Genomic DNA, 23,645 nt, shown 5'->3' on the forward strand with positions numbered 1-23,645 from the left:
TGCACTACCGTCAAGAACTGCCCGGACGATGATGGGGCTTTGCCTCTCGCCGCAATGACGAGGCGGACCGTGCCGACTGGGCGCGGTGGACCCATTCGGCGCGGTTCGGTGCCGATGGGTCAGGCATTGCCCGCTGATGACGGGCCGGCGTGGCCGCCGTAGGTGGCGATCTTGTATTCGGTCGCCGCCAGCGACAGGGTCAGCTCCCTGAGCTGCCGGCGGATCGTGTCGCGGTGTTCGAGCAGCAGGTCCAGGCGCTCGGGGACGGTGTCGTCGCCCTCGTCGGCCAGCCGCACGTAGTGCTGAAGGTCGCGTATGGCCATCCCGGACAGGCGCATGCGGGTCAGGAACACCAGCCTCCGTACCGTCTTCGCGTCGTAGCTGCGGTGGCCGCCGGCGTCGCGGGCCACCTCGACCAGCCCGATCCGCTCGTAGTAGCGCAGCGTGTGCGGCGACATGTCAAGCAGGTCGGCGACCTCCGTGATGGTCATGAGGTCGGTGGCGGCGCCGACGTCGACGAGGCGGTGGATCACCTCGACCGACATCGGGCCGTCGACCTCGTCGAGAGCGGCGAGCGCCCTCGACATCAGATCGTCCGTGGCCATGGCGACACTCTAGATCGGCCGGACGGACGCGGGGGCGCCGGGGAAGTCGGCGGCACGCGCGGCAGGGGCCCAGCGTTCGAGCTCCTCCAGGTTCTGCCGGTAGGACCTTCCGATGCGCTCGACCGCCTCACGCCCGAGCGGAAGGCGCAGCGGCAGCTCCTCACCGGCGACCAGGTCCACGATGATCTCCGCGGCCCGTACCGGATCGCCCTCCTGAATCCCGTCGGCGCTCGCCATGTCGTCGCGGACGGCCTCGAGCAGCCCGGCGTACACGGCGCCGGCGTCGGCGACCCCGAGCACGCCGGGCGCGTTGAACGAGGTGCGAAACCGGCTCGGCTCGACGATCATCACCCGGACCCCGAACGGCGCGACCTCACCGGCCAGCGCCTCCGACCAGCCTTCGAGCGCGAACTTGCCGGCCGAGTAGGCGCCGACGCCGGGGAAGGAGACGCGCCCGCCCTGGCTGCTCATCTGCACGATCGTGCCCGACCCCTGCTCGCGAAAGTAGGGCAGGACGGCCCGCACGAGCGCCGCCGGACCCAGCAGGTGCAGTTCCAAAGACGCGCGAAGCTCCTGCTCGCCGACCTCCTCGGCCGCGCCGACGACCCCGCGGCCGGCGTTGTTCACCAGCACGTCCACCCGATCGAACCGTTCGGCCACCGACCGTACGACGTCCCCGGCGCGTCCGGTGTCACGCACGTCGAACTCGGCGACCAGCACCTGGTCGCGATGGGCGTCCACCAGGTCGGCCACCGCCCCGGGCCGCCGCACAGCCAGCACCACGTTGTCGCCCCGCCCGACCGCGCACTCGGCGATGGCACGACCGAAGCCCGCCGACGCGCCAGTGATGATCCATGTCCGCTGAGTCTCTTGAGTCCCTGGTCGAGATGTCATGCCGGCGATGCTAGGAGTTCGAGCGCGCTCGAACTCAAGCGCGGCATCCGCCGCCGCTCGTCGACGGCCCTGACAGCACCCGCCCAGTACGTGGACGACGCGAACTCCGGCACGGCACAGATCGATTCCACACCGAACCGTTCGCGATGGGTATCGCAGTACTTCCTCCAGCAGGGCGCGTGCGGCGTCGTTGTCGCTGACGGCGCAGTCCCAGATCACCTGCTCACCGTCGCTGGTGACGTGGAACGCGAAGAACGCGCAGCACGCCTTTTCGCAGGCGGCAGTGGCGGCGGTGGCGGCTTCTACCCATGACCGCGGTGCACGCAGAAGAGCTGGTCTTCGGTGCCGTAGGGTTCGCGGTAGGAGACGATGGCGGGACCTTGAGCACTCAGGTGGCCGGGCAGCCGGATGTCGGGGCTCCAGTCGGCTGAGTTGAAGCTGGTCCACCACAGGCTCTGGTCGCCGGAGCCTCGGTGCACGCAGTACAGCCTGTTGTTGAAGACGGCCAGGGCAGGGCCCTCCGCACTCCGGTGCGCGGGCAGCCGACGGGCGCTGCTCCAGCGCGTGCCGTCGAAACTGGTCCACCACAGGAAGTGGTCGGAGCCTCCACCGCGAAACACGCAATACAGCACGCCGCCGTAGACGGCCAGAGCGGGGTTGGAGGCCGTGAAGTGGCTGCCGAACGGCTGGTCGTTGCTCCAACTGGTGCCGTTGAAGCGGGTCCACCACATCTGATCGCTGTTGGCGTCCCGGTAGGCGCAGTACAGCATGCCGTTGAAGGTCGCCAGGGCCGGGCCTCGGCTGGACGCGCCGTTCATGCGGGTGTCGGGGCTCCAGCGGTTGCCGTCGAAGCGGGTCCACCACAGGCGCCTGTCGTTGCCACCGCCGCGGTGCACGCAGTACAGGAAGTTGTTGTAAACGGCCAGGGCAGGGCCGTCGGCGCTGCGATGGGCGGGGAAGGGGACATTGTCGCTCCAGCCCTCGTTGCTGCCGGGGTCGTAGGCGGTCCACCAGAGCGATTCGTCCCGGTCCCCGCGGTGCACGGCGTACAGCCGGCTGCGGAACTCCGCCAGCGCCGGATTGGACCTGGACAGGTGGCCGGGGAATCTCTCGTTCTCGCTCCAGTTGTGAGAGGTGTTCATGGTCGTCCACCACAGCGAGGTGTCCTGCCTGGGGGCCAGAGAGATGGGCAGAAGCATCCCCGGGGCGAACCAGGGCGACACCAGCCGACAACCGTGGTCCCTGCCGACGATCTGGATGATGAGAGAACGGATCTGGAAGGAGAGCTCGATCAACCGGCCGAGCGTCCTGGGACGGACGGCCATGGCCACGATCTCCCCTACCAACTCCGAGATCTCGGCGGCGGCTTGGGCGGCCGCGGCGTTGAGGACGATCTCAAAACCCCACCATCTCGCGTTGGCGTACACCTGCCTGCCGTTGGCGTTCAGCTGCGCCTCGATCTGGCGAGTCCTATCCTGGTCGGCTTGGGGGAGCTGGCTGGTCTGCTCCTCGAATTCTTCGCGGGCCTCGTCCAGATACTCCCGGGAGATCCGCTGCGCCTCCTCGGGGGAGACGGAGTACGGGATGGCCTGCCAAGCGGCGAGGGCGTCGGCCTCGGCTCTGGCCTGGTCTCGGCTGGTGCTTTCATCGAGCATGCGATCACGTCCCATTCCGTAGGAGGATCCGCCGCGAAGCTCGTCAGCGGCCTTGAGTATCCGGCCGTGCCCCACTACCGGCAAGGGCGTGCGGGTGGCCGGATGAGGCCACGGGCATAACGGACCGTCGCGGGCCGGTTGGATACGTGGTCGCGCCACTGGGCCTCCGCTCGATCGTTGGAGGCCGCAGCAATGTACGCGCCACATCCAACGTCGGTTTCGAGACGGTACGACTGCGTTTCATTGCTATGGTCGCGCGCATGCGATCGAATTACCTCGCCTGGGACGATGCGGTGGACCTGTTCGAGCAGCGCGGGCTGCCGAAGGAGACCTACGAGAACCTGTACGAGGAGGAGTACATCCTGGTTCCGGGGTCGGCCGCGGTGACCGGCGAACTCCCCCTCGACGAGCACGAGCGGACGCCGTGGCGGGAGGGCACGCCCGAGGCGGCAACCGGGTACATCGTGGACGGTGACCTGGTCGTCGACGGGAACATCACCGATGTGGACGACGGGGCCGCCGCTCTGATCGTCCTCGGGAACCTGCGGGCGCGGAACATCTACCTGGCCGGTGACGCGAAGCTGGTCGTACGCGGCCACGTGACGGCCGAGACCTTCGTCGGCGACATGACCGACAAGCTGGTGATGATCCATGGGGACCTGCGCACCACCGTCTCGCTCTTCTGGAACGAGTTCTGCCCCGACCTTGTCGCCGGCACCCTCCACGGCAGGACCCTCGCGCCGGCCTACCTCGACCTGTCCACCGCCTCCATCGGCGCTCTGGTCGACCCGGCACCCGAGGTTCCGCTCAGCCGCCTCCTCGTACCCGAACTGCTGGTCACCGGCGCCCCCGGCCCCGACGACCTTCCCGAGCTCGGCATCCGCGGCGACGCCCTGCGCGACCGCCTGCTGGCCGGTCTTCCCCTCGCCGCGACCCTCTGATCCGCGTCGTCGCAGGAAGGTCAGGGCACGCTCGCGCCATAGCGGGCGCTCCCGCGCGGGCCTTGACCTCCGGCCTGAAGGCCGGAGCACTGGCCCGCACTCTGGTAGCGGGCGAGCATGGTCTGTACGGCTTGCTCGACGGCGTAGCGAGTGTCAGAGGCTGTGGGATCCCAGTCGGTCAGCAGCATGCGAGGCCACAGGACGTAGTTAGCGATCATGCCGAGGAACTGGTTGGCGGCGCTCTCGGCATCGGGGACGTCGGCGTTGCCGGCCTCGTGCTCGGATTCCAGGTATTGCTGGACGGAGGCGAAGTAGGGCAGTTTGCCGAGTTGGAACTGCATCCTTCCCAGTTCGGGGAAACGGGGCAGTTCGGCGATGACGATGCGGAACAGGGCTGTCATGCCGGGCCGGCCGATCAGATCGGCGTAGCGGTGACCGATGGACGTCAGCCCGGAGCGCAGGTCCCCGGCCTGAGGTCGTGCGACGGTGTCGCCGGTGTCACGTTGCCATGACTCGGTGACGATGGCCTCGAAGAGAGCCGCCTTGGTGGGGAACTGCTTGAAAAGGGTGGACTTCGAGACGGCCGCCGCCTCGGCGACACGGGCGAGGGAGGTGCCGTCGTAGCCGCGGTTCAGGAACAGCTCCGTGGCTGCGGAGATGATCGCCTCGCGCTTTTGTCGGGCGAGTCGGCGGTGGTGCGCGGAGAGCTCTGCTGCCATGTCTGCAGTATGCCCTGACATACGAGGCGAGTCACTTGACTCGCCTCTTTTTGTCGGCATATGGTGCGAAAGAAAGGCGAGTCAGACGACTCGCATCTAATCTGTGGCGCCTCCCGTCCTTCGGGTGCCATGTGATGAAGAAGGAGTTGTTGATGGCAGTCGACAGGATCGCTCTGGTGACCGGCGCCAACCGTGGCCTGGGACGGAGCGCCGCTCTCGCCCTCGCGAGGTGCGGGGTGCGTGTCGTTGTCACCCATCGCGGTGATGTGGACGGCGCCGAGGAGACGGCGCGGCAGGTACGGGCCGCGGGCGGGGCTGCCGCTGTGCTGCGCCTCGACATCAGTGATGTCTCCTCTTTCGGAACCTTTGTTTCCGAGCTGAGTAAACTACTGGAGCGCTACGGCGACGCTCCGCGGCTCGACATCGTGGTCAACAATGCAGGGGTTGGCGTCTTCGGCCCGCTGGAAGCTGTCACGCCCGACGACTTCGACACGGTGTTCGATACGAACGTCCGGGGCACGTTCTTCCTCATTCAGTCGCTTCTGCCGCTGCTGGCGCCAGGCGCCGGCATCATCAACGTCTCGTCGTCACTGACCCGGCACACCAGTCCCGCGACCTCGGTCTACTCCGCCTCCAAGGCCGCCGTCGAGATCTTGAGCCGCACGTTGGCCGCAGAGCTCGGCCCCCGCGGCATCCGGGTCAACTCCATCGCTCCAGGGCCGACCGCCACCGACTTCAACGGCGGAGCCATGCGAGACGATGCCGAGATGCGCCAGGGCCTTGCCCGGCAGACCGCGCTCGGCCGCGTCGGCGAGCCCGAAGAGATCGGCGACGCCATCGCCGCGCTGGCCTCCGAGAGCCTGCGCTGGGTCACTGCCCAGCGTATCGAGGTCTCCGGCGGCGTACTCCTCTGACGAGGAGGTACGCGGATCCGGTCCGCGGTGTCCGGTGTGCGGGGACGTCACCGGCCACCGGGGTGTGCAACCCGCCACGGCTTCAGCCATAGGGGCGAGCACTGCGGCGAACGCGCGGTGGGGACCGAGTGCCTTCCTCTAGTCGAGGGTGGCGCCGGGGGCGACGAAGACGACCTTGCCGTTGACCGGGGCGGTGGCGACTTCGGCGTGCACCTGCGCCAGTCCGGCCAGCGGCACCCGCCGGGTCGCGCCGAGGTGCAGCCTGCCGGCGTCAAGCAGGGTCGCCAGCTGGGCGAGCTGTTCGGCGTCGGGACGGAAGAAAAGATTGATCCCCCGTACGCCGCGGGCCTCGTCGGACGCAGCGGGCATCCACACGGTGGTGTTGACCAGCACGCCGCCGTCCCGGATCACGGCGGCCAGAGCGGCCATCTGCTCCGGGGCGATCGGGGCGAAGTTGAGCACGACGTCGACCGGCTCGGACAGCTCCGGGATCCCGGGACCGTGGATCTCGTCGGCGCCGGCCGTCTTGGCCTGCTCGGAGCTGCGTGGGCCGGTCGTTGCGATCACGTACGTGCCGGCGTTCTTGGCCAGCTGCACCGCGTAGCCGCCGACGGCGCCGCCCGCGCCGTTGATCAGCACCCGCTGGCCGGCGGTCGGCTTCGCGTGGTCGAACAGCGCCTGCCACGCGGTGAGCCCGACCAGCGGTAGTCCGGCGGCGTCCACCAGCGGGACGCTCGTGGGGGCTGCCGCCAGAATCCGGGCCGGGGCGATGACGTACTCGGCGGCCGCGCCGGTGCTGGTCAGCGGCAGGGCGCCGATCACCCGGTCGCCGATGTCGAAGCCGGTCACGTCCTCGCCGAGCGCGTCGACCTTGCCCGCGATGTCGATGCCGGGGGTGTGCGGCAGCCGGATCGGGATGGGGCCCTGCATGACACCGGCGCGGATGTTGCCCTCGACCGGGTTGAACGACGTCGCCGCCACCCGGATCCGGACCTCGCCGACGCCGGGGACCGGCTGGTCCACGTCTTCGTAGCGCAGGACCTCGGGGGTGCCGTACTCGTGGAAACGCACTGCCTTCATGACGAGCCTCGTCTTCCTGAATCCGTTGTGCTTCGACTTCGAAGCACTTCTGAAACTAGCACGTTTCGAATTCGAAGCAAATGTGATGTGGCGGGTGACATCCGTCTCGGCCGGGGTTACCGCCGGTCGGCAGAACTCTCCTCGTTGCTCCCGGCGGCCGGAGCACGAAGCTTCGCGTGGCGGGCGGAGCCGCGTGCCCGCCTGACAGGTCAGCCCGCTGTGGCTGTACACGACACCGTCGGCCAAGTCGGTCATCCGCAGCTCGCCCCGCGCGCGTCGGCGAGCCGGGCGAGGAGCCGAAACTGCAAATAGCTGAGGTCACCGTCGATGCGCAGGTGCTCGTCCACCGCGTACTGAGGAAGGCTGCCGACCTCCACCGGAGCGAAGTACGCGCCACGTTTCTCCGCACTCAGGCCTGGCGCCGCTTCACTCATCCCACGATCGCACATGCTTTGAAAGCGATGATCGATGTCAACCTGCGCGGCGTGATGCACGGCATCGCCGCAGCGCTGTCGGTGTTCCGCGAGCAGGGGCATGGCCACCTCGTGACCACGGTGTCGACGGCCGGTCTGAAGATCACCCCTACGATGGCGGTCTACGCCGCGACCAAGAACACCGTGCGCACCCTCCTGGAAGGGTTACGGCAGGAGTCCACCGACGGCGTGCTGCGGACAACGGCGATCTCGCCGGGCTACGTACATACGGAACTCATCGACTCCATCGACAACCCCGAGGTCCGCGAGGAGATCCGCCGCACCATGGACCAGTACGCCATCGCGCCGGAAGCCGTCGCCCGCGCCGTCGCCTTCGAACAGCCGCCCTCGTCCAAGCCGGGCCCGCGCCACCGGGCCACGATGCAGATATCGGCGGCCGCAGGCGCGTGAGGCACGCTGTCATTGTCCGGCAGTGCGCCCGGCTACCAGAGTGCGGGCCAGTGCTCCGGCCTTCAGGCCGGAGGTGAAGGCCCGCGCGGGAGTGCCCGCTAGGGCGCGAGCGTGCCCTGACCTGCCTGGTCGTCCCGCTCGGCCCACCAGGCATAGGAGACGAGCACGGCGCGAGGCTCCCCATGTCGCTCCACGATGGTGGGTTCGCCGGTGAAAGAGGGCGACGTCGATCCGGGGCCCCAACTGGTCGCGGAGTTCTCGAACACACATGCGTTCGGTCATGGAACCATCGGTGCCGTGCAGCTTCGTTACCGCTACCGGCTCTACCCGGACGCCGCTCAGCGCCAAGCACTGGCGCGGGCGTTCGGGTGCGCGCGGGTGGTGTTCAACGACGGGCTGCGCGCCCGCACCGACGCCCACCAGGCGGGCCTGCCGTACATCTCCGACGCCGACCTGTCCAAGCGGGTCATCACCGAGGCGAAGCACGCACCGCAACGATCGTGGCTGGGCGAGGTGTCGGCGGTGGTGCTGCAGCAGGCTCTGGCCGACCTGAACACCGCCTACCGCAACTTCTTCGCCTCGATCACCGGTAAGCGTCAGGGGCCGAAGCTCGGCCCGCCCCGGTTCCGGTCCCGAAAAGACAACCACCAGGCGATCCGCTTCACCCGCAACGCCCGATTCGCCATCACCGCGGGCGGGAAACTCCGCCTGCCGAAGATCGGCGATGTGGCGGTGCGCTGGTCGCGGGCCCTGCCGTCGGAGCCGTCCAGCGTCACGGTGATCAAGGACGCGGCGGGTCGGTACTTCGCGAGTTTCGTCGTGGAGGCGTCCGAGGAACCGCTTGCCGGGGTCGCGGCCGAGGTCGGCGTCGACCTGGGGCTCACCCACTTCGCGGTCACCTCCGACGGCCGGAAGATCGACAACCCACGATTCCTGCGCCGCGCGGCCAAGAAACTCCGCAAAGCGCAAAAGGCCCTCAGCCGTAAGGCGAAGGGGTCGAACAACCGCAGCAAGGCCGTCGTCAAGGTCGCCCGCGCGCACGCCCAGGTGACCGACGCGCGCCGGGACTTCACCCACCAGCTCTCCACCCAGTTGATCCGCGATAACCAAGCGGTGTACGTGGAGGACCTGTCGGTGAACGGCCTGGCCCGCACCCGGCTGGCCAAGAGCGTCCATGACGCGGGCTGGTCGGCCTTCGTCGGGATGCTGGAGTACAAGGCGAAACGGTACGGCCGCACCTTCGCCAAGATCAACCGCTGGTTCCCGTCCTCGAAGACGTGCTCGCAGTGCGGCACCCGGCAAGAGTCGATGCCGCTGAACGTCCGGGAATGGACCTGCCCCTGCGGCGCGACCCATGACCGCGACGTCAACGCCGCACGCAACATCCTTACCGAAGGCCAACGAACCGTCGCCGCTGGACGGAAACCCGCCGCTGAAACGCGGCGGGAGGCGGAGACGTTAAACGCCCGTGGAGGTGACGTAAGACCACCGCTCGCGGCGGCAGACACCGATGAAGCAGGAAGCCACAGAGGTGCCGCATGACGCGGCACGGACTGAATCCCCGGCCTTCAACCGGGGAGCGCGTCAACGTGATCGGTATGGGGCTCTCCTCAGCCGTCAGATTCGGGATTTCGCTGTCCGTGGCGGCTGGCCCTGCTCGAGAGGACCGCGTCCAGGGAAGAGATTCGGCCAGTTGCCGCCGCGAGCCCGTACGTCCGCGGCCACCTCTTGAACCGACCGACCGTCGGTGTCGACGCGCAGATCACCTGCCGCGGCGCTGTCGAGCGCCCTGGCCTCGTGCGCCGCTCGTTCGGCGATACGGTGCAGGGCTTCCGAGTCCAGCCCGCGCAGCTCATCACCCGGTATGGTCGGCCCGCCTCCCTGGCCACGTTGCGCGACGCGCTCGGCCAGCGTTGCCGGCTCCGCATGCAGTCGACACACGGTCAATGCCACGTCGGGCAGCGATTCGGCGTAGCCACGGAGAGTGTCATCGGAGTCTGCTTCCCCGGAGATGACCAGGCACTGGACGCCAGCCGCGCGATGCCCTGCCCAGATGGCCGCGAGGTTGCGGGCCTTGAGACGATGGCTGAGCACGTCGTCGTCCGCGGTGGGGCGCAGCGCACCGATCTGCTTCACATCGACGTAGGCGGCTCGCACGCCGCTCCGATAGACCTGCATGAAGATCTCATAGCCGACCGTCGACTTCCCAACCGCCATAGCGCCGGACAGCCACAGCACAGGTACCGACGCGGAAGCAGGTGCGGCATCCGCCTGGGAGGTCGGGTGATTCTGCTGGTCAACGATGCTGTGCAGCGTTGCGGAGGGGAGGGTGCCCGGCCATCCTCCAACCCGCTCACAGATCAGCCGGGCTGCCTCTGACGCCCCTAAGCCGCCGGTGTCCACGCACACGTCGGCGTAGTCACTGCGTTCCAGGGCTTCCGCTTCAATGATCGCCTCCTGTACCAGATCCGGACGCCATCCCCGCGCGAGGAACCGTTCCTTGAGCTCAGCGCTATCGACGCGCAGTCGGCACACCGTGAACGCGGCCTCAGGAAGAAGGGCGGTGTACTCACGAACCTCCTCGGGAGTGTCAACGAAGCCCGCAAGGACCAGACATCGCACCCCTTCCTGCCGGAAGTTCGGCCACATCGCGGCCAGATTCCGCGCGCGGAGGCGATGCGTCACGCCCTCGGGCATGGGGTAGCACAGGCTGATCTGGTCAGCGTCGACAAACGCCGTCTTGACGCCGGCACGACTCAGCTGCGCAAACACCTCCCAGCCAACCGTGGACTTCCCGACACCCGTAGGCCCCGAAAGCCAGAGCAGAGGCAGAGAAACGTCGCTCATCCGCGCGACACTAGCGGGCCCCCGGTGCAGCGAGCGAGTGCATTTTTGCCGCTGCCAGGGGGCGGATGAGGCTCCGAGCGGGACACGCGGTTCCAGGTCCAGCCGGGTGGCGGTGATCTGCTCGCGCAAGACCGGCTCGGACAGGTAACGCAGCAGGGTGATGGTGCGGATGGCGCGCGCTGCTGGCGGCGGGCAGCGGGACGTTCGTCACGACCGCGCTCGACCACGAGCGGCTCTTCGCGGTCTTCGTCGGTGAGGGCACCGACTCCCCGGAGCGCCAGGCACACCTGTCGGTCTGACCCGGCCGTACGCCTCAGCTTGTTCATCGCTCAGAAATTCCACCGGCACGAGCCGGACCGTAGCCAGCACCGGAGCAGGCCCGGAGCCGTTTCACCGAACCCCGGCGGCGAAGTGGATCACTGTGCTAGACGACCATAATCGTTCTCACCGATAACCGCTGTACCGATGTTCCCCGAGGCCGTACGAGCACGCGTGGGAGATCCGGGACGCCTACGACTACCACGAGTACGACGACCCAGAGTGGTCGCGGCGGTTCCGTACGTTCCTGCACGGGCGGGCATGGACGCACGCCGAGGGCCCGAAGGCGCTGTTCGACAACGCGGTGGGGTGGCTGCGCCGCAATTGGATGCTGCTGACGGGGGTGAGCGTGCTGGCCCGGCAGGTGTCGGAGGTCCGGACGGTCGCGGACAAGCGGCTGCACGCCACCGTCGCGGGCGCTGCCCGGCGACCTGGTGGCGACGCTGACGACGCCAGAGGGCTCCCGGTTCTCGGCTGCGCCGGCCGCCGACGCGAACGCCGTCCCGGTCGTCCGCGCGCTGGAGCGGGTGGACGAGAGCCTTCGACTGGCAGGATGACCGCCATGCCCTACGCCCCCGCCCCCGTCCCGGCCCGCGAGGAGTTCCTCGATCTCCTGGAGCACCTCGACGTCACAGATCACTCCGGCACCGAACACCTTCGCAGCCGACCGCCTAGCCGCCCCCTTACCGGCATCACCGATCTCGACGCTGTCCTCATCAACCTTCCCCCTGGCACCCTGACCGTCGTGGCCTCCCGCCCCGGGGTGGGAAGCACGACCCTGCTGCTCGCCTTCTGCCGAGGCGCCGCTTTCAACCGCGACACCCCCACCCTGCTGGTCAGCTACGAGTCCTCCCGCCGCGACCTGCTCACCCGCCTCACCTCGGCCGAGGCCCGCGTCGCCGGTCACGCGCTGCGCTGCGGCGCCCTACGCGACGAGGACCGGGCCGCGCTCGCCCGCGTGATACCCCGTCTCGCCGACGCCCCCTTGCACGTGGCCACCCCGGCCGACTGGCCCCTGAGCGAGCTGAGCGACCACATCACCCGCGCCTGCACCGCCGACGAGCCCGCAGCCCGCCTGGTCGCCATCGACGGCCTGCGCCACATCCGCCCCGACGTGCGCGGCGGCACCCGTGAACACGAGGTCACCCAGACCGTGCACACTCTCAAGGCGCTCGCTGTGCGGTTGGAGGTCCCTATCATCGTCTCCGCCGATCTCGACCGCCTGCCCGAGGTGGGGGGCGGCCGACTGCCGGACCTGCACACCGACCTGTGTGACGCCGTCGCCCGCACCGCAGACCTCGTCGTCCTGGTGCACCGCGAGGACGCCGCCGAGCGTGACTCCCCCCGCGCGGGAGAGGCCGACCTGATCGTGGCCAAGCACCGCAACGGCCCCACGGCCACGATCACCGTGGCCTTCCAGGGCCACTACAGCCGCTTCGTCGACATGCCACCCGACTGAGAATCTCAGAAGACCAGACCAAACACGCCAATGTGACACCCAAGAAGAGCCAGCTCAGGCGGGAGGAGGAACGGCCTGTCTGGTGCGCGATGCCTCGGCCCGCGCCATCAGGTCGCGCAGTCGCTTGCGGACGTCGGCTCCACTCCACCTGCCCACGTAGTGCGGTTCGCCGCCCTCGATGGCCATCGCGAGGGCATACCCCACGCGGAGCGGATCATCGGGAGGCGGCACCGTGCTGCGCTGGTCGTAGCCCGTGGCAGGGACGTCCCACACCAGGATGCGCCAGTTAGTGCCGCGCTCCCCATGCTCCTCATCCAGGAAGTACTCGGGGGTTGAGGAACATCGGAATGGCGTGTCCCGAGTCCGGTTGAGTCGCGGAGCACCCGACCTGGCGCCGTCCAGGCCTGTTTGGCGACTGCTCACGTCGAGGCGGGATATCTTGACGGGACGGCGTCCGTCCGCGCCGAACCTCCAGCGACCCGCCCCAGCCGGGTTACTCACGGAGGCAAAGGGAGGTCCACCTCTCGGCCGGAGCTTCGTTGTCGATCGCGCGTCCGCCGCACCGGTCGCTGGGGGATCTGCGGACGGGCCGCGCGGGAGATGACCATGACGAAGCAGCCCGACTTCAAACGGCGCGTGCGCGCTCGAATGGCCAAGACCGGCGAGTCGTACGCGGCCGCCCGCGGCCAGCTCCTCGCCGGGCGGCCGGCCGATGACCAGATGATCGCGGCGTTGCATGTCAGCAACGGCGACACCACGGACCTGCCGGGAACCGGGCTCGCCCGGCGTGTGCTGTTCTGGCGCGACGTCCTGCACGATGGCCCAGTGCCCGCGGTGGGGATCGAGGAGCTCCGCCGTATCAGAGCCGCCTTCCTCATCGAGGCGGGCGCGGATGAGCGCGGTGAGGCCGCAGCGATGTTCGCCGAACGTGACCGCACCCTGGAAGCCAACCGAGACGGCGAGTACGTGCTGTGGTTCGAGGCTGACCTGTACGACCAGTTGCAGATTATCCAGATCCTCGCCCGCCTCGCCGACCTCGACGTGCCCGCGCAGCGCATCATCTTGATCTGCATCGGCGAACACCCCGGCATTGCCCGCTTCGGCGGCCTCGGCCAGCTGACCGCCGAACAGCTGCGCGAGCTGCCCGCGACGAAGGCGTGTGCCCGGCTGACCCCGGCCGCGCTGCGGCTCGCCACCCGCGCCTGGGCCGCTTTCCGCGCGCCGACGCCCGACGGCCTCGGCGCCATCGCCGCAAGCCGCTCGGCCGAGCTGCGGTTCCTTGGCGAGGCGTTCGACCGGCTCAGTCGGGAGTACCCGGCCACCCGCGACGGGCTGTCGCTGACCGAACGACGGGTGCTCGCCGCTGTTGCCGACGGCGCGCCCGACGCCGGGACCGCGTTCGCCCGCGCGGCAGCGCGGGAAACGCGCCCGTACCTCGGAGACATCTGGTACTTCGCGATGATCGACCGAATGGCTCGCGCATCGATGCCGCTCCTCAACGCCACGCAGGCGGGCCATCGAGTCGACCACGCCACCCGCCTGCGCCTGACCGACACCGGGGCACGGGTACTCGCAGGCGAGGCCGACCACGTCACGCTCAACGGCCTCGACCGCTGGATCGGCGGCGTCCACCTGCGCGGCCACTACACGCGCTGGCGCTGGGACGACGGGACTGAAACCATCAGCGGACTCGCCAAAGAGGCCTGACGAGCGCACGAAACATCCTCGGCAGCAGGAAACACCGCCGAAAGCCTCCCAGGTGATCACCGGCGGCAGTTGTTCATCGAAGTCGACGCCGCCCCACAACGTCTGCGGCCGCCAACCCACAACACCCGTACACCTGACCCGTTCTCGAGACAGGGAGCGGCCGGGCGGTCAGGCTCAACGGCATGAGCGATGACGAGGAGGACCTGCCCGTGCTGCAGGTCCGCGAGGGGATCGAGTTCACCGACGACGAGCGGCTCCTGGTCGACGGAAAGCAGGTCGAGCCGGGCCGGTACCGGCTGCAGCACGGCGCTGCTTCGGGGTGATCCGGACGTGAGCGCTCTCCTTGACCGGCCCCTGACGGCACGGGACGACTACGGCCTCGGGGTCCGCTATGTCCGGCCGCGTCGGCCTGGTCACGATGCATCAGACGCTCGGCCGGGCCAAGGGTCTGCGCCGCACACATCGACTCCGGCAGGGAGAGGCACCGAACACGTGAAGGACACCGAGATCTCGCGGGCGGTGGCCGCGGCCGTCGACACGGCCGCCGAGTACGGTCTGGGCGCCGAAGATGCCGCTGTGCTGCACAACTCGAACCGGATCGCCGTCCGGCTGCGGCCCGGCGGCGTGCTCGCCCGGGTCGCGCCCCTCGCGCACCGCCTCGACTTCGAGGTCGAGATCGCCCGGCGCCTCGCCGGGACCGGCAGCCCGGTGGCGGGTCTGGATCCGAGGGTCGAGCCCCGTGTCCATGTCCGCGACGGCTTCGCCGTCACTCTCTGGACCTACTACGAGCCCACCGCCGCACCCGAGAACCACCCGCCCGCCGCCTACGCCGACGCCCTGGCCCGGCTGCACGCCGGCCTGCGCCGCATCGACTTCGCCGTACCGCACTTCACCGGCCGCGTCGCCGACGCCCTCCGGGTGGTCGAGGACCCCGCTGTCAGCCCGGACCTCGGCGCCACAGAACGCGCTCTGCTGAGCGATACCCTCCGCGGAATCAGCCGCGCGATCCTGGACCGCGGCACGCGGCAACAGCTCCTGCACGGCGAACCGCACCCCGGCAACCTGCTCGCCACCGCGGACGGACCGCTCTTCATCGACCTGGAGACCGCCTGCCGCGGACCCGTCGAGTTCGACCTCGCGCATGCTCCGGAGGACGTCGCCGCACACTACCCAGGCGCCGACTCCGGGCTGCTCGCCGACTGCCGGATCCTCAGCCTCGCCCTCGTGGTCTCCTGGCGTTGGGACCGCGACGACCAACTCCCCGACGGGCGCAGAAGGGGCCGGGAGTGGCTCGCCCAGATGCAGGCCGACCTCCACCGCCGGAAGCACGCCGACGGTGGCGGCCACTGAGCGGCGCCCCCGCCGAAATGGCCACACTGCGGTCTGGTCGACGACGGCGTCTCGGTCACCGAGGCCGCCCGCACCCTCAAGATCGGCCGCTCCACTGCCTACGAGGCGCTGGCCCAGCTCGGAACATCATGAGCCGTGAACCAGACCCAGCCGCCGTCTACCTGGACGTGACCGCCCATGGTTACGGATCGTGTCGCATGAGTACTTGCCTGTTGAGTAAATGGGACGATATGACCAGTTTATGGCGGACCCGACACCCGCGGAACTGGAGAATTTCTTCTATTTGGACGGCCAACCGCCGAAGAAGGTGCAGAACAGACGGCGGGTGCACAATCGGCCGGTACGTGACCAAGCAGTTAAACGTGGAGGACTGGACGTCGGCAAAGGTGCGTGGGGATTGGCAGGAACTCCCGAGAGCCATCCCCCCGTTGGAGGATCGAGGCGCGAAACGGAGGATACGTGGGAAAGAGCGCGGGATCAGAGCCAAAGGAAGAGCCATGGGTGGGCCTGGCCAAGGCCGTGAACGCCGTGCGCGCGGAGCTGGAGTCGGCTCGGGAGCAGGCCGAGCAGGCGAAGCTCAGCTTCGAGGTCGGACCAGTGGAGATGGAGTTCGCCGTCGACGTTCGCGAGGATCGGAACTCCTCGGGAGGTGTGGACGTGCGGGTGCTGAGCCTGGGCAGGGAGAAGAGCGTCGGACACACTGGCACTCACCGGCTGACGATCACTCTTCATCCTCGGGATGGCGAAACCAAGGAGCCGGTGCGTATCTCCGACGAGGAGCCTGGTCTGCCTCCGCGGTGACCGGGTGAGACATGGAGGCGGCCAGAATCGTCGAAGTGCACGCGGGGGAGTACGGAAGCGGCTACCTCGTCGCGGCAGGAGTCGTTCTAACAGCCCGGCACCTGGTGACCGATCCCAGCCGAATCGTGGTCCGCTTCCTCCAGGAGGCGCACGACCATGAGGGCACGTTGGCCTGGGCATCGCAGAAATACGACGCCGCGCTGATCACGATCGGCACGAGCAGCGCCCGCGGCGTGAGCGGCATCGCGGGCGCTGAACCGAACGCGGGGGAGGATCGTGCACATGGCGTCGGGCCGGGCTCCGGCGCCGGCGGTGTGCCGGCCACCGGTGCAGGTCGAGGATCGGCACTCGGTCCGGTTCGCTGGGGGCGCCTCATCGGCTGCAACCCTGGCATTCCCTGGGAGACCGCCGGTTTTCCGCGCGCCCAGCGACTCGCGAACCACCGGCGCGGGCTCGAATTCCTGCGGGGCGAACTGGATCCCCTGACCGGTGCGCCGCACTCCCTGCAGCTTCCCCTTCCCGATCCGGTCCCGAGCCTGTCCTCTCCGTGGCCGGGGTTCTCCGGCGCGGCTGTGACGTGCTACGGCCTCGTCACGGCCATGGTCACCGACTCGATGCCGACGTACGACCATCGCCGTCTGCTCGCGATTCCCGTGGAACGGCTCCTCGCGGACCCGGGCTTCCGCCGCGTACTGGCCGAGGCAGGTTGCTCCGACATTACGGAGCAACCAGTCGAGCTCGCCCCGATCCTCACCGCACCGCCTCTGCCCGCGCCCGGCTTGTCGCCCGCCTCGCTGCTGCGTGCCGACGCAGAAACCATCGGCTTCCGCGGTCGCGCTGAGGAGGTGCGGCGGCTGCTCGAATGGTGTGACGGGTCCGAAGTGAGCGTGCGGCTGCTAACCGGCCCAGGAGGGCGGGGCAAGACACGCCTCGCGTACGAGCTGGCGCGGATCCTGCGTGACAAGGGGTGGATGATCGGGACGCTTGCCCACGACGCGGACTTGCGGCCCGTCCGCGACGTGCTGGCCGGGCTCCGCGTGCCCACGCTACTGGTCCACGACTATGCCGAGTCCCAGCCCGATTCAGTGCGCAACCTGGTCTCCGCCGCCATGGGACACCGTGGCCCGTCACCGCTGCGGATCCTGCTCCTGGCGCGCGCGGCGGGCGAGTGGTGGCGCCAGCTCATCGACGGAACGGGGCGCCACCTGCGTGACGTGCTCACCACTGCCCCCGTTGACGAGTTGGGTGCCTTGCCCGTTGGCGACCGTGAGGGCGTGTTCATCGACACCGCACGAAGCATGGCGCGGCGACTCGGGGGCGGCGCGCCGAAACCGGTGACGCGGCCGGACCTGTCACCGGATCGTTTCGGGTCACCGCTGAGTATCGCGATGGAGGCTCTCGCCGCGCTGCTCGCCCCCGGATCCGCTGCGACTGCGGGTGGCGCGGCGGACGTCGTCCTCGATCACGAGCGGCCGTACTGGTCCAGCACGGCCAAAGCGTACAGGGTCATGCTCGAACCCGAGGACCAGCGGACGGCCGTGGCCGCGGCCGCACTGTGCGGCGCGACCGACGAAACCGAAGCGCTGGCCCTGCTCCGGCGGTTGCCCGGGCTCGGCGACGACACCGACGACGGCCACCAGCGGCGTCGGCGGACAGCACGGTGGCTGCGCGACCTCTACCCCGCTCCCAGGGCCGGCGCAGGCGCTGCGGATAGCCCCAATGGCGGCTCCACGCACTGGGGATCACTGCAACCCGATCTGCTCGCCGAGCACCTGGTCGCGGTCGTTGCCCGCGAGGACCGCGGCTTCCTGTCCAGCGTCCTGGCCGCTCCTTCCGCCGCCCAGGCGCGGCAGGCCATGCGCGTCCTCACCCGCGCCGCCCTCCACCAGCCCGACATGGCCGACAGGATCACCGACCTGCTCGACGACCGACCCGATCTTTCCCGCCACGCGGTGGCCGTGGCGCCGCAGATCGAGAACCCCGCCCCCCTGCTGTCGGCTCTGGCCAAGACCGTCGACCGCATGCCCCCCTCCACCGAGTCGCTGAAGCGTCTGTGGGAGTTGACAGAGGCGTTTCCCACCCGCAGCCGACTCCTCGCCGACCTCGAGTATCAGGTCCACAGGACCATCGTCGCCCTCCAATTGGATACCGACTCCCTGCACACTGCCGCTGATCAGGATGCCTTCGCAGCCGCCGCCATCACTGCGGCCCAGCACATGGCCTCGCTGGGCCGGCCCGGACAGGCAGTGCAAGGGTTCCAGCTCGCGGTCAGCTACTACGAGTGGTTCGCGGAGCAAGTTCCCGGCCTGTTCCTGCCCAGGCTCGCCACCGCGCTGGCCAAGCTCGCCGACCAGCTCGTAAAGGTCGGCGACCGGCACAATGCCACTGCCGCGATTCACCGGGCAATGGACATCGCCGAACGACTCGCCGCAGAAGACTCCGGCACGCACCGACTTCTCCTGGCATCCGTGCTGAGCACGTTCGCCTGCATGTTCCCCAAATCGAGGACGGATGAGGCCCTGTCCGCCATGCGGCGCTCGGTCGCCTTGTACGAGCAGGCACCCGGGAAACAGGCCGGCGAGGCCCAGGCACTCGGCGCCGCCCTGGGCAACCTCTCCGCGATCTGCACCGCCGCCAACCTGACCGAGGAGGCACTGGCCCACGCCCAACGCGCGGTGGAGATCTACGAGCCACTGGCCCAGGCCGAGCCGGACGCCTACCAGGCAGGCCTGGCCAAGGCGCTCCACGGGCATGCTGTCCTGCTCATGCACCACGGGAGGTTCGGCGAAGCTCTGGACATCGCTGAGCGGGCGGTCGAACTCTGCAACGAGCTGGTCACGGGCTCCTTCGCGCGCTACGGCACCGACTTCCTCCACATGATGCTGACACTCGGGTTTCTGCGTCTTGAGGCCGCCCGGCCGGGAGACGCAGCGGCGTCCCTGACGGTACCAATCCGGATCAGCCAGCTCGGTGCGATCGAACTGAGCCCTCGCGACACGACGACCTACCAGGCGTTCTGCCTGCTCCGCAGCGCTTACAGGGAGGCGCCCGAGGACGTGGTCACGCGATGGCAGCAGATCACCGGCGAGCCGGCGCCAGACTGGCTGGATGAGGAGAACGGCGATTCGGCTGACGAAGAGGTGAGATGGTACCGGCGGGCCGCCGAGAACGGCGACCCGAACGCTGTACTACGCCTCGCCGCACTCTACGACGAGCGGGGCGAGGCCACCGAGGCCGAGATTTGGCTGGGCAAGGCCGCTACAGCCGGCAACACGACGGTGATGACCTGGCTGGGAAATCTGCTACGGCGGCAGGGCCGCCTCGTGGAGGCCGCGGTCTGGTGGCGCAAAGCCGCCGAGGCGGGCGACCACACAGCCATCACCGAACTCGCCACCTATTCGCTGGTTCGGGGTGAGCTGGCCGAGGCGAAAAACTGGTCACAAAAGAGCGCCGTACTCGGCGACGTGCGGGCTATGAACGTGCTCGGGCTCGTGCTGATGCAAAGCGGCGAGCTGGCCGAGGCCGAGACCTGGCTCTCCAAGGCCGCGCAGGCAGGCGACGCCAACGCGGCGAACAACCTCCTGCACCTGGTCACGATCAAGAGATCTGCCGACGAGGACGCCTTGCGGACCATCCCGTCGACGATCTCGTGGAACTTCCGAGAATGACACGTTCTCGGAAGTAGGGGTGCAACCGGAATGCAGATGCGGCCGGCGGACCATCGCCGCCTTCCTCGTCGACCCGGCGGCCGCGCCGCCCTGTGATCCCGGGCAGGCCGCCTACCGGGTCGTCCGGCCGGGGGAGCTCCACCTCACCTCCGCCCTCTACCGGGCACAGCGGACATGGTGACCCCTGCTGCCGTTCGGGCTGTTCGTGCTCACCGCGCTGGTCCAGCTCGCGGTGGGCCTGCGGCGCCCGCGCCGCAGGCCGTACACGGTGGTTGCGGGGCTGTCGGGGCTGCTCCTCACCGGGCTGACGGCCGACGCGCTCTACGGGGTGATCACGGAGAACGAGACAGTGCTGGGAGTGGGCGTCCCCTCGGCCCTGCTCTCCGAACTGGTCGCTCTCAACGTCGAAGACGTTCCGCTGTCGGCCCGCGAGGGCAAGGTACTCGTCCGCGCCGGCAAGGGTGAGGATTCCCCTGAGAGCCCGCCACTACTCAGCCATCGGCGTTGTGCGCCGATAGCTGGCTTCCCTCCCTTCCGCCAATGGGTAGCTGATCAGAGGTGTCGGGATTGGAGGATTTGACGACACCCTCTGATCGGGCCCTGTAAGCCCTCTCGAAAACCGGACATTGAGCAACGAACCGTGACGCCAGATGGCCGATTCCGCCCAAGAATTGACGACAGGGTTTCCCGACAGAAAGATCGGGCCCCACCCCTGACGGGAGCCTCGCTACGTAAGTCACCACCGAGACGCTGGCCGCACAAAGAATCAACCGTTACGCATCGTGACGGTAGGCGGTCCGGGCAGTCTCCGGGATTGGCCGAGTTGGGTACGTCCGATCAAGCAGCAGATGAGCGCGTGCGGGTCGCAATTGAGAGTTGGCGGCAGTGGCTGTCAGCGGCCGGTGGATCCGTCGATTCTTTCGCGGATGATGTCTGCGTGCCCCGCGTGGCGTCCAATCTCCTCGATCATATGGACCAGCACCCATCGCCGCGACGGCGGCAGAGCGCTGCGGCCGGGCGGCCGAGGGGCTGGCTGGGTCAGATCGGTCCAGGTTGCGATGACCTGGTTCGCCTGCGCGATCGTTGCCCGATAGCCGGCGAGCAGGCCGTCGACGGTTTCGTCACGAGTGGGCTGGAAAGTGCGGCGCATGTTGGTGATCGGTTCTTCGAGGAAGTAGAACCTCTCGACGGCGGTCACGTGTTTGATCAGCCCGAGGAGGTTGGTGCCGGAGGGCACGCCGGCGGTGCGGACCTCAGGCTCCGGTACATCGGCGACCTTGTCCATGATCGTGTTGCGGAGGTAGTCGATGAAGCCGACCAGAGTGGCCTTCTCCCCGGGGGCGGTCCATTCGGGCCCGGTGTCCTTGCGTTTCCTGGTTCGGGTGGTTGGCGGCATCAGCTTTTCCGATCATGTCGTTGGATGAGCAGAACGTTGTCGGTGACGGTGGCGGTCTGGCCTCCCGGTCCGGTGGCCCGGCGGTGCGGCATGTCGGCGCGTACGACGGACCACCGGGCCGGGTCAAGGGCGAGCTCGGCTGCGGTCTCGCCGGGTGAGGGGTAATGCGTGTCGGGATCTTTGTTCCATGACCAGGGTGCGGTCGAGCCGTGGTCGACGATCAGGAGATGACCGCCGGGGCGCAGTGCGTGCGCCGCGGTACGCAGTACTCGCGCGCGATCCAGTGCGAAGGGAGTGTGAAGGTACTGCGCGGAGATCAGGTCGAACTGCCCGTCGGGGAAGCTCCGGGCCAAATCGTGCTGTTCGCCGGTCACCCGGCCGTCGATGCCGAGTTGCCGGGAGCGTGCACGCACCCGTTCCACGGCGGCGCTTGAGATATCCACAGCGGTGACCTGCCAGCCATGTCGGGCAAGCCAGATGGTGTCGCCGCCGGCGCCACATCCCAGGTCGAGGGCATCGCCGGGATGCAATGCCTCGGCTGTCTCTTTCAACACCGGGTTGGGGTGCCCGGTACCGCCGCCGCGCCGGGCGCGGTGGTGCTGTTCCCAGAACGACTCGGCATTGAGTGCATCGGTCATCGGTCCGCCCCCCTCGCGAAGAATTTCACCAGCTCGGTGGTGACGAATTCTGGGTTCTCCTTGATCAGCCAGTGCCCGGCCTTGGGCACCTCGACAGCGCGGGTGATGTTGGACATGAAGGGCTGGACCGTCGAGCGGGTGAAGTCGAGCGTGCCTTCGGCTGTCAGCAGCATCGTCGGCATGGTGATCGGCTTCGCAGCCTTGTTGTCCCGTTCGTCCTGGTCCAGGGTGCGGTAAAGCTCAAACCCACCGGTCAGGACCTGCGGGCGCTGGTATGTGCGGGCGTATTCGTCAATCTGTTGTGCGGTGAAGGGAGCCTTCGCGCCCGGCCCGCCGAAGCTGGTCCCACCATAGGCAACATATCCGTAGAAAAGAGACAGGTAGTCACGGACGTCGTCGTCGACCAGCAGCTCGGGGAACCCGTCCTGGTTGTGGAATGACATGTGCCAGCTCGCCTGCCGGTAGGCGTTCGCGCTGAGGGTGGGACCGGGCATCGGATAGTCGAGGTGGGCGTACTTGACGACCTCGTCCGGGAACTGTGTGGCGTACTGGAACGCCACACCGGCGCCGAGATCATGCCCGACCAGCTTGATCTTGTTCAGCCCCAGCTTGCCGGCGAGCAGCCGGTGGACGTAGCGGGCCAGGGTGGCCTTGTCGTAACTGGACGGCGCACCCTCGCTGTCGCCGAGTCCCGGCAGATCAAGCGCATACACGGTGTATTTCTCGGCGAGCGCCGGCATGATCTCGCGCCACGAGTACCACGACTGGGGCCAGCCGTGCAGGAGGACGAGCGGCTCGCCGGTGCCGCCGGTGACGTAGTGCATCTTCACGCCGTCGACGTCGGCTGTCTCGTGCTTGAATTGACGGTTGAACTGGGCGTCATCCCGGGTGGCCGCGTCGTAACCTGCCGCGACGGTGGCGCTCGCTTGCTGCGACGTCGTGTTCTGCGCCCTGCCGCCGGTGGTCGTACAAGCTGTCGTCAGGACGAGCGCGGCCGTGACGGCTGCGACGGTGCGTGACCACCGTGTTGCTGGTCTCGAAGTTGCTGCTGATGTGAGCATTGGTTACTTACCTCCGCTACCAGCATGACCAGCAGCGTTGCCTATTTGCGAGAAACGTTGCGGATCCGCATCATGGGTTCATGAACGTCACGTCGCACGACGTCCTTGCGGGCGTCGGCCCGCGCCTGCGCGCACTACGCCAGGCCCGGAACATCTCGCTGGCCGCCTTGGCGGCAGAGACCGGCCTGACCGCAAGCACGCTGTCGCGTCTCGAGAACGGGAAACTGCGTCCGACACTGGAGCAACTGCTGCCGCTGGCGCGGGCGCACGGCGTCCCGCTCGACGAACTGGTCGCGGCCCCGCCCACCGGCGATCCACGTATCCACCTGCGGCCAGTACGGCGATCCGGCTTCACCGTCGTGCCGCTGACCAGACGTCCCGGAGGCATCCAGGCCTACAAAGTGATCTATCCACCGGCCGGGAAATCGGCTACGACGACACTGCAGACCCATGAGGGGTACGAATGGTTCTACGTACTCAACGGATATGTCAGGCTCGTCCTCGGTGACCAGGAATACCAGCTAGGCCCTGGCGAAGCCGCGGAGTTCGACACCCGTATCCCGCACCAGATCGGCAGCGCCGACTCTCAGGCCGCGGAGTTGCTCACGCTCTTCAGCGCCCAAGGCGAACGCGCCCACCTATCGCCCTTCCTGACATCGCCCACCTGAACGAACCGGCTCTGGAGCAAACATTTCACCCAAGCCGGGT

The 23,645-nt window shown here is 68.4% G+C and carries 24 protein-coding genes and 1 pseudogene; 14 read left to right on the forward strand and 11 right to left on the reverse strand.

Annotated elements, in window-relative coordinates; all coding sequences use genetic code 11:
* Positions 1–119 precede the first annotated feature (119 nt).
* From ACFY3V_RS31690 to ACFY3V_RS31700, 3 genes are all read right to left on the reverse strand, one after another.
* A complete protein-coding gene (locus tag ACFY3V_RS31690; protein WP_362904371.1) occupies positions 120–605 on the reverse strand; it encodes a MerR family transcriptional regulator in 486 nt (161 codons plus the stop codon).
* Between the two features lie 9 nt (positions 606–614).
* Positions 615–1,499, reverse strand: a complete 885-nt coding sequence (locus ACFY3V_RS31695) for an SDR family NAD(P)-dependent oxidoreductase (protein WP_389778580.1) — start codon at positions 1,497–1,499, stop codon at positions 615–617.
* A 302-nt stretch (positions 1,500–1,801) separates the two neighbouring features.
* Complete coding sequence (locus ACFY3V_RS31700; protein ID WP_389778582.1) at positions 1,802–3,154, reverse strand: hypothetical protein; 1,353 nt, start codon at positions 3,152–3,154, stop codon at positions 1,802–1,804.
* A 260-nt stretch (positions 3,155–3,414) separates the two neighbouring features.
* Between ACFY3V_RS31700 and ACFY3V_RS31705 the strand changes: the two genes are divergently transcribed.
* Complete coding sequence (locus ACFY3V_RS31705) at positions 3,415–4,095, forward strand: polymer-forming cytoskeletal protein (RefSeq protein ID WP_362904365.1); 681 nt, start codon at positions 3,415–3,417, stop codon at positions 4,093–4,095.
* Between the two features lie 20 nt (positions 4,096–4,115).
* Here the strand turns inward: ACFY3V_RS31705 and ACFY3V_RS31710 are convergent, their stop codons facing one another.
* Positions 4,116–4,814: a TetR/AcrR family transcriptional regulator gene (locus tag ACFY3V_RS31710; RefSeq protein ID WP_362904363.1), complete on the reverse strand. Its 699-nt coding sequence runs from the start codon at positions 4,812–4,814 to the stop codon at positions 4,116–4,118.
* Between the two features lie 134 nt (positions 4,815–4,948).
* On the opposite strand from ACFY3V_RS31710, the gene ACFY3V_RS31715 reads away from it, so the two are divergent.
* Positions 4,949–5,728: an SDR family oxidoreductase gene (locus tag ACFY3V_RS31715; protein WP_362904361.1), complete on the forward strand. Its 780-nt coding sequence runs from the start codon at positions 4,949–4,951 to the stop codon at positions 5,726–5,728.
* Positions 5,729–5,866: 138 nt separating this feature from the next.
* Here ACFY3V_RS31715 and ACFY3V_RS31720 read toward each other — a convergent pair whose 3' ends face one another.
* Both ACFY3V_RS31720 and ACFY3V_RS31725 read right to left on the reverse strand, forming a co-directional pair.
* Complete coding sequence (locus ACFY3V_RS31720; RefSeq protein WP_362904359.1) at positions 5,867–6,808, reverse strand: NADP-dependent oxidoreductase; 942 nt, start codon at positions 6,806–6,808, stop codon at positions 5,867–5,869.
* Between the two features lie 251 nt (positions 6,809–7,059).
* Positions 7,060–7,242: a hypothetical protein gene (locus ACFY3V_RS31725; RefSeq protein ID WP_362904381.1), complete on the reverse strand. Its 183-nt coding sequence runs from the start codon at positions 7,240–7,242 to the stop codon at positions 7,060–7,062.
* 18 nt (positions 7,243–7,260) lie between these two features.
* Here ACFY3V_RS31725 and ACFY3V_RS31730 point away from each other — a divergent pair, with 18 nt between their 5' ends.
* Positions 7,261–7,692, forward strand: coding sequence for an SDR family oxidoreductase (locus ACFY3V_RS31730; protein ID WP_389778586.1), 432 nt, complete (start codon positions 7,261–7,263; stop codon positions 7,690–7,692).
* A gap of 297 nt (positions 7,693–7,989) precedes the next feature.
* Positions 7,990–9,234 carry an RNA-guided endonuclease InsQ/TnpB family protein gene (locus ACFY3V_RS31735; RefSeq protein WP_389778588.1) on the forward strand — a complete coding sequence of 415 codons (1,245 nt, stop codon included), beginning with the start codon at positions 7,990–7,992 and terminating at the stop codon, positions 9,232–9,234.
* A gap of 75 nt (positions 9,235–9,309) precedes the next feature.
* Here ACFY3V_RS31735 and ACFY3V_RS31740 read toward each other — a convergent pair whose 3' ends face one another.
* Positions 9,310–10,539 carry a hypothetical protein gene (locus tag ACFY3V_RS31740; RefSeq protein WP_389778590.1) on the reverse strand — a complete coding sequence of 410 codons (1,230 nt, stop codon included), beginning with the start codon at positions 10,537–10,539 and terminating at the stop codon, positions 9,310–9,312.
* A 499-nt stretch (positions 10,540–11,038) separates the two neighbouring features.
* On the opposite strand from ACFY3V_RS31740, the pseudogene ACFY3V_RS31745 reads away from it, so the two are divergent.
* Positions 11,039–11,173, forward strand: a pseudogene (locus ACFY3V_RS31745) (hypothetical protein); the annotation flags it as partial.
* A 237-nt stretch (positions 11,174–11,410) separates the two neighbouring features.
* Positions 11,411–12,316 (forward strand): DnaB-like helicase C-terminal domain-containing protein, encoded by a 906-nt coding sequence (locus tag ACFY3V_RS31750; protein ID WP_389778592.1) that lies wholly within the window; start codon positions 11,411–11,413, stop codon positions 12,314–12,316.
* 54 nt (positions 12,317–12,370) lie between these two features.
* On the opposite strand, the gene ACFY3V_RS31755 is transcribed toward ACFY3V_RS31750, so the two are convergent.
* Positions 12,371–12,589, reverse strand: coding sequence for a hypothetical protein (locus ACFY3V_RS31755; RefSeq protein WP_389778594.1), 219 nt, complete (start codon positions 12,587–12,589; stop codon positions 12,371–12,373).
* A 333-nt stretch (positions 12,590–12,922) separates the two neighbouring features.
* Between ACFY3V_RS31755 and ACFY3V_RS31760 the strand changes: the two genes are divergently transcribed.
* The 7 genes from ACFY3V_RS31760 (at position 12,923) to ACFY3V_RS31790 (ending at position 20,422) form a co-directional block, all read left to right on the forward strand.
* Positions 12,923–14,023 (forward strand): hypothetical protein, encoded by a 1,101-nt coding sequence (locus ACFY3V_RS31760; protein WP_362904351.1) that lies wholly within the window; start codon positions 12,923–12,925, stop codon positions 14,021–14,023.
* Positions 14,024–14,205: 182 nt separating this feature from the next.
* Positions 14,206–14,346, forward strand: coding sequence for a hypothetical protein (locus ACFY3V_RS31765; protein ID WP_362904349.1), 141 nt, complete (start codon positions 14,206–14,208; stop codon positions 14,344–14,346).
* Positions 14,347–14,515: 169 nt separating this feature from the next.
* Positions 14,516–15,373, forward strand: a complete 858-nt coding sequence (locus ACFY3V_RS31770) for a phosphotransferase (protein WP_389778597.1) — start codon at positions 14,516–14,518, stop codon at positions 15,371–15,373.
* Between the two features lie 459 nt (positions 15,374–15,832).
* Positions 15,833–16,174 carry a trypco2 family protein gene (locus tag ACFY3V_RS31775; protein ID WP_362904345.1) on the forward strand — a complete coding sequence of 114 codons (342 nt, stop codon included), beginning with the start codon at positions 15,833–15,835 and terminating at the stop codon, positions 16,172–16,174.
* An 11-nt stretch (positions 16,175–16,185) separates the two neighbouring features.
* On the forward strand, positions 16,186–19,842 hold the full coding sequence (locus tag ACFY3V_RS31780) for a hypothetical protein (protein WP_389778599.1): 3,657 nt from the start codon (positions 16,186–16,188) through the stop codon (positions 19,840–19,842).
* Positions 19,843–19,861: 19 nt separating this feature from the next.
* Positions 19,862–20,023, forward strand: a complete 162-nt coding sequence (locus tag ACFY3V_RS31785) for a hypothetical protein (protein WP_389778601.1) — start codon at positions 19,862–19,864, stop codon at positions 20,021–20,023.
* A 24-nt stretch (positions 20,024–20,047) separates the two neighbouring features.
* Positions 20,048–20,422 (forward strand): hypothetical protein, encoded by a 375-nt coding sequence (locus ACFY3V_RS31790; protein ID WP_389778603.1) that lies wholly within the window; start codon positions 20,048–20,050, stop codon positions 20,420–20,422.
* A gap of 312 nt (positions 20,423–20,734) precedes the next feature.
* On the opposite strand, the gene ACFY3V_RS31795 is transcribed toward ACFY3V_RS31790, so the two are convergent.
* From ACFY3V_RS31795 to ACFY3V_RS31805, 3 genes are read right to left on the reverse strand one after another with little or no spacing between them, the layout of a single operon-like run.
* Positions 20,735–21,238: a DinB family protein gene (locus tag ACFY3V_RS31795; protein WP_389778605.1), complete on the reverse strand. Its 504-nt coding sequence runs from the start codon at positions 21,236–21,238 to the stop codon at positions 20,735–20,737.
* A complete protein-coding gene (locus ACFY3V_RS31800) occupies positions 21,238–21,876 on the reverse strand; it encodes a class I SAM-dependent methyltransferase (protein WP_362904337.1) in 639 nt (212 codons plus the stop codon). Before ACFY3V_RS31800 ends, ACFY3V_RS31795 begins: the two co-directional genes overlap by 1 nt.
* Complete coding sequence (locus ACFY3V_RS31805; protein ID WP_389778608.1) at positions 21,873–22,937, reverse strand: alpha/beta fold hydrolase; 1,065 nt, start codon at positions 22,935–22,937, stop codon at positions 21,873–21,875. Before ACFY3V_RS31805 ends, ACFY3V_RS31800 begins: the two co-directional genes overlap by 4 nt.
* A gap of 80 nt (positions 22,938–23,017) precedes the next feature.
* Between ACFY3V_RS31805 and ACFY3V_RS31810 the strand changes: the two genes are divergently transcribed.
* On the forward strand, positions 23,018–23,605 hold the full coding sequence (locus ACFY3V_RS31810) for an XRE family transcriptional regulator (protein WP_362904333.1): 588 nt from the start codon (positions 23,018–23,020) through the stop codon (positions 23,603–23,605).
* Positions 23,606–23,645 lie beyond the last annotated feature (40 nt).

It is taken from the genome of Streptosporangium sp. NPDC000095 (assembly GCF_042899335.1).
Taxonomy (GTDB): domain Bacteria; phylum Actinomycetota; class Actinomycetes; order Streptosporangiales; family Streptosporangiaceae; genus Streptosporangium.

Bases quoted from the DNA above. Each gene is read 5' to 3' on its own strand.
- ACFY3V_RS31695 (WP_389778580.1), bottom strand. From the start codon at position 1,499: ATGACATCTCGACCAGGGACTCAAGAGACTCAGCGGACATGGATCATC.
- ACFY3V_RS31710 (WP_362904363.1), bottom strand. From the start codon at position 4,814: ATGGCAGCAGAGCTCTCCGCGCACCACCGCCGACTCGCCCGACAAAAG.
- ACFY3V_RS31760 (WP_362904351.1), top strand. From the start codon at position 12,923: ATGACGAAGCAGCCCGACTTCAAACGGCGCGTGCGCGCTCGAATGGCC.
- ACFY3V_RS31800 (WP_362904337.1), bottom strand. From the start codon at position 21,876: ATGACCGATGCACTCAATGCCGAGTCGTTCTGGGAACAGCACCACCGC.
- ACFY3V_RS31720 (WP_362904359.1), bottom strand. From the start codon at position 6,808: ATGAAGGCAGTGCGTTTCCACGAGTACGGCACCCCCGAGGTCCTGCGC.
- ACFY3V_RS31715 (WP_362904361.1), top strand. From the start codon at position 4,949: ATGAAGAAGGAGTTGTTGATGGCAGTCGACAGGATCGCTCTGGTGACC.
- ACFY3V_RS31750 (WP_389778592.1), top strand. From the start codon at position 11,411: ATGACCGCCATGCCCTACGCCCCCGCCCCCGTCCCGGCCCGCGAGGAG.
- ACFY3V_RS31795 (WP_389778605.1), bottom strand. From the start codon at position 21,238: ATGCCGCCAACCACCCGAACCAGGAAACGCAAGGACACCGGGCCCGAA.
- ACFY3V_RS31740 (WP_389778590.1), bottom strand. From the start codon at position 10,539: ATGAGCGACGTTTCTCTGCCTCTGCTCTGGCTTTCGGGGCCTACGGGT.
- ACFY3V_RS31725 (WP_362904381.1), bottom strand. From the start codon at position 7,242: ATGAGTGAAGCGGCGCCAGGCCTGAGTGCGGAGAAACGTGGCGCGTAC.
- ACFY3V_RS31810 (WP_362904333.1), top strand. From the start codon at position 23,018: ATGAACGTCACGTCGCACGACGTCCTTGCGGGCGTCGGCCCGCGCCTG.
- ACFY3V_RS31690 (WP_362904371.1), bottom strand. From the start codon at position 605: ATGGCCACGGACGATCTGATGTCGAGGGCGCTCGCCGCTCTCGACGAG.
- ACFY3V_RS31700 (WP_389778582.1), bottom strand. From the start codon at position 3,154: ATGCTCGATGAAAGCACCAGCCGAGACCAGGCCAGAGCCGAGGCCGAC.
- ACFY3V_RS31765 (WP_362904349.1), top strand. From the start codon at position 14,206: ATGAGCGATGACGAGGAGGACCTGCCCGTGCTGCAGGTCCGCGAGGGG.
- ACFY3V_RS31780 (WP_389778599.1), top strand. From the start codon at position 16,186: ATGGAGGCGGCCAGAATCGTCGAAGTGCACGCGGGGGAGTACGGAAGC.
- ACFY3V_RS31805 (WP_389778608.1), bottom strand. From the start codon at position 22,937: ATGCTCACATCAGCAGCAACTTCGAGACCAGCAACACGGTGGTCACGC.
- ACFY3V_RS31705 (WP_362904365.1), top strand. From the start codon at position 3,415: ATGCGATCGAATTACCTCGCCTGGGACGATGCGGTGGACCTGTTCGAG.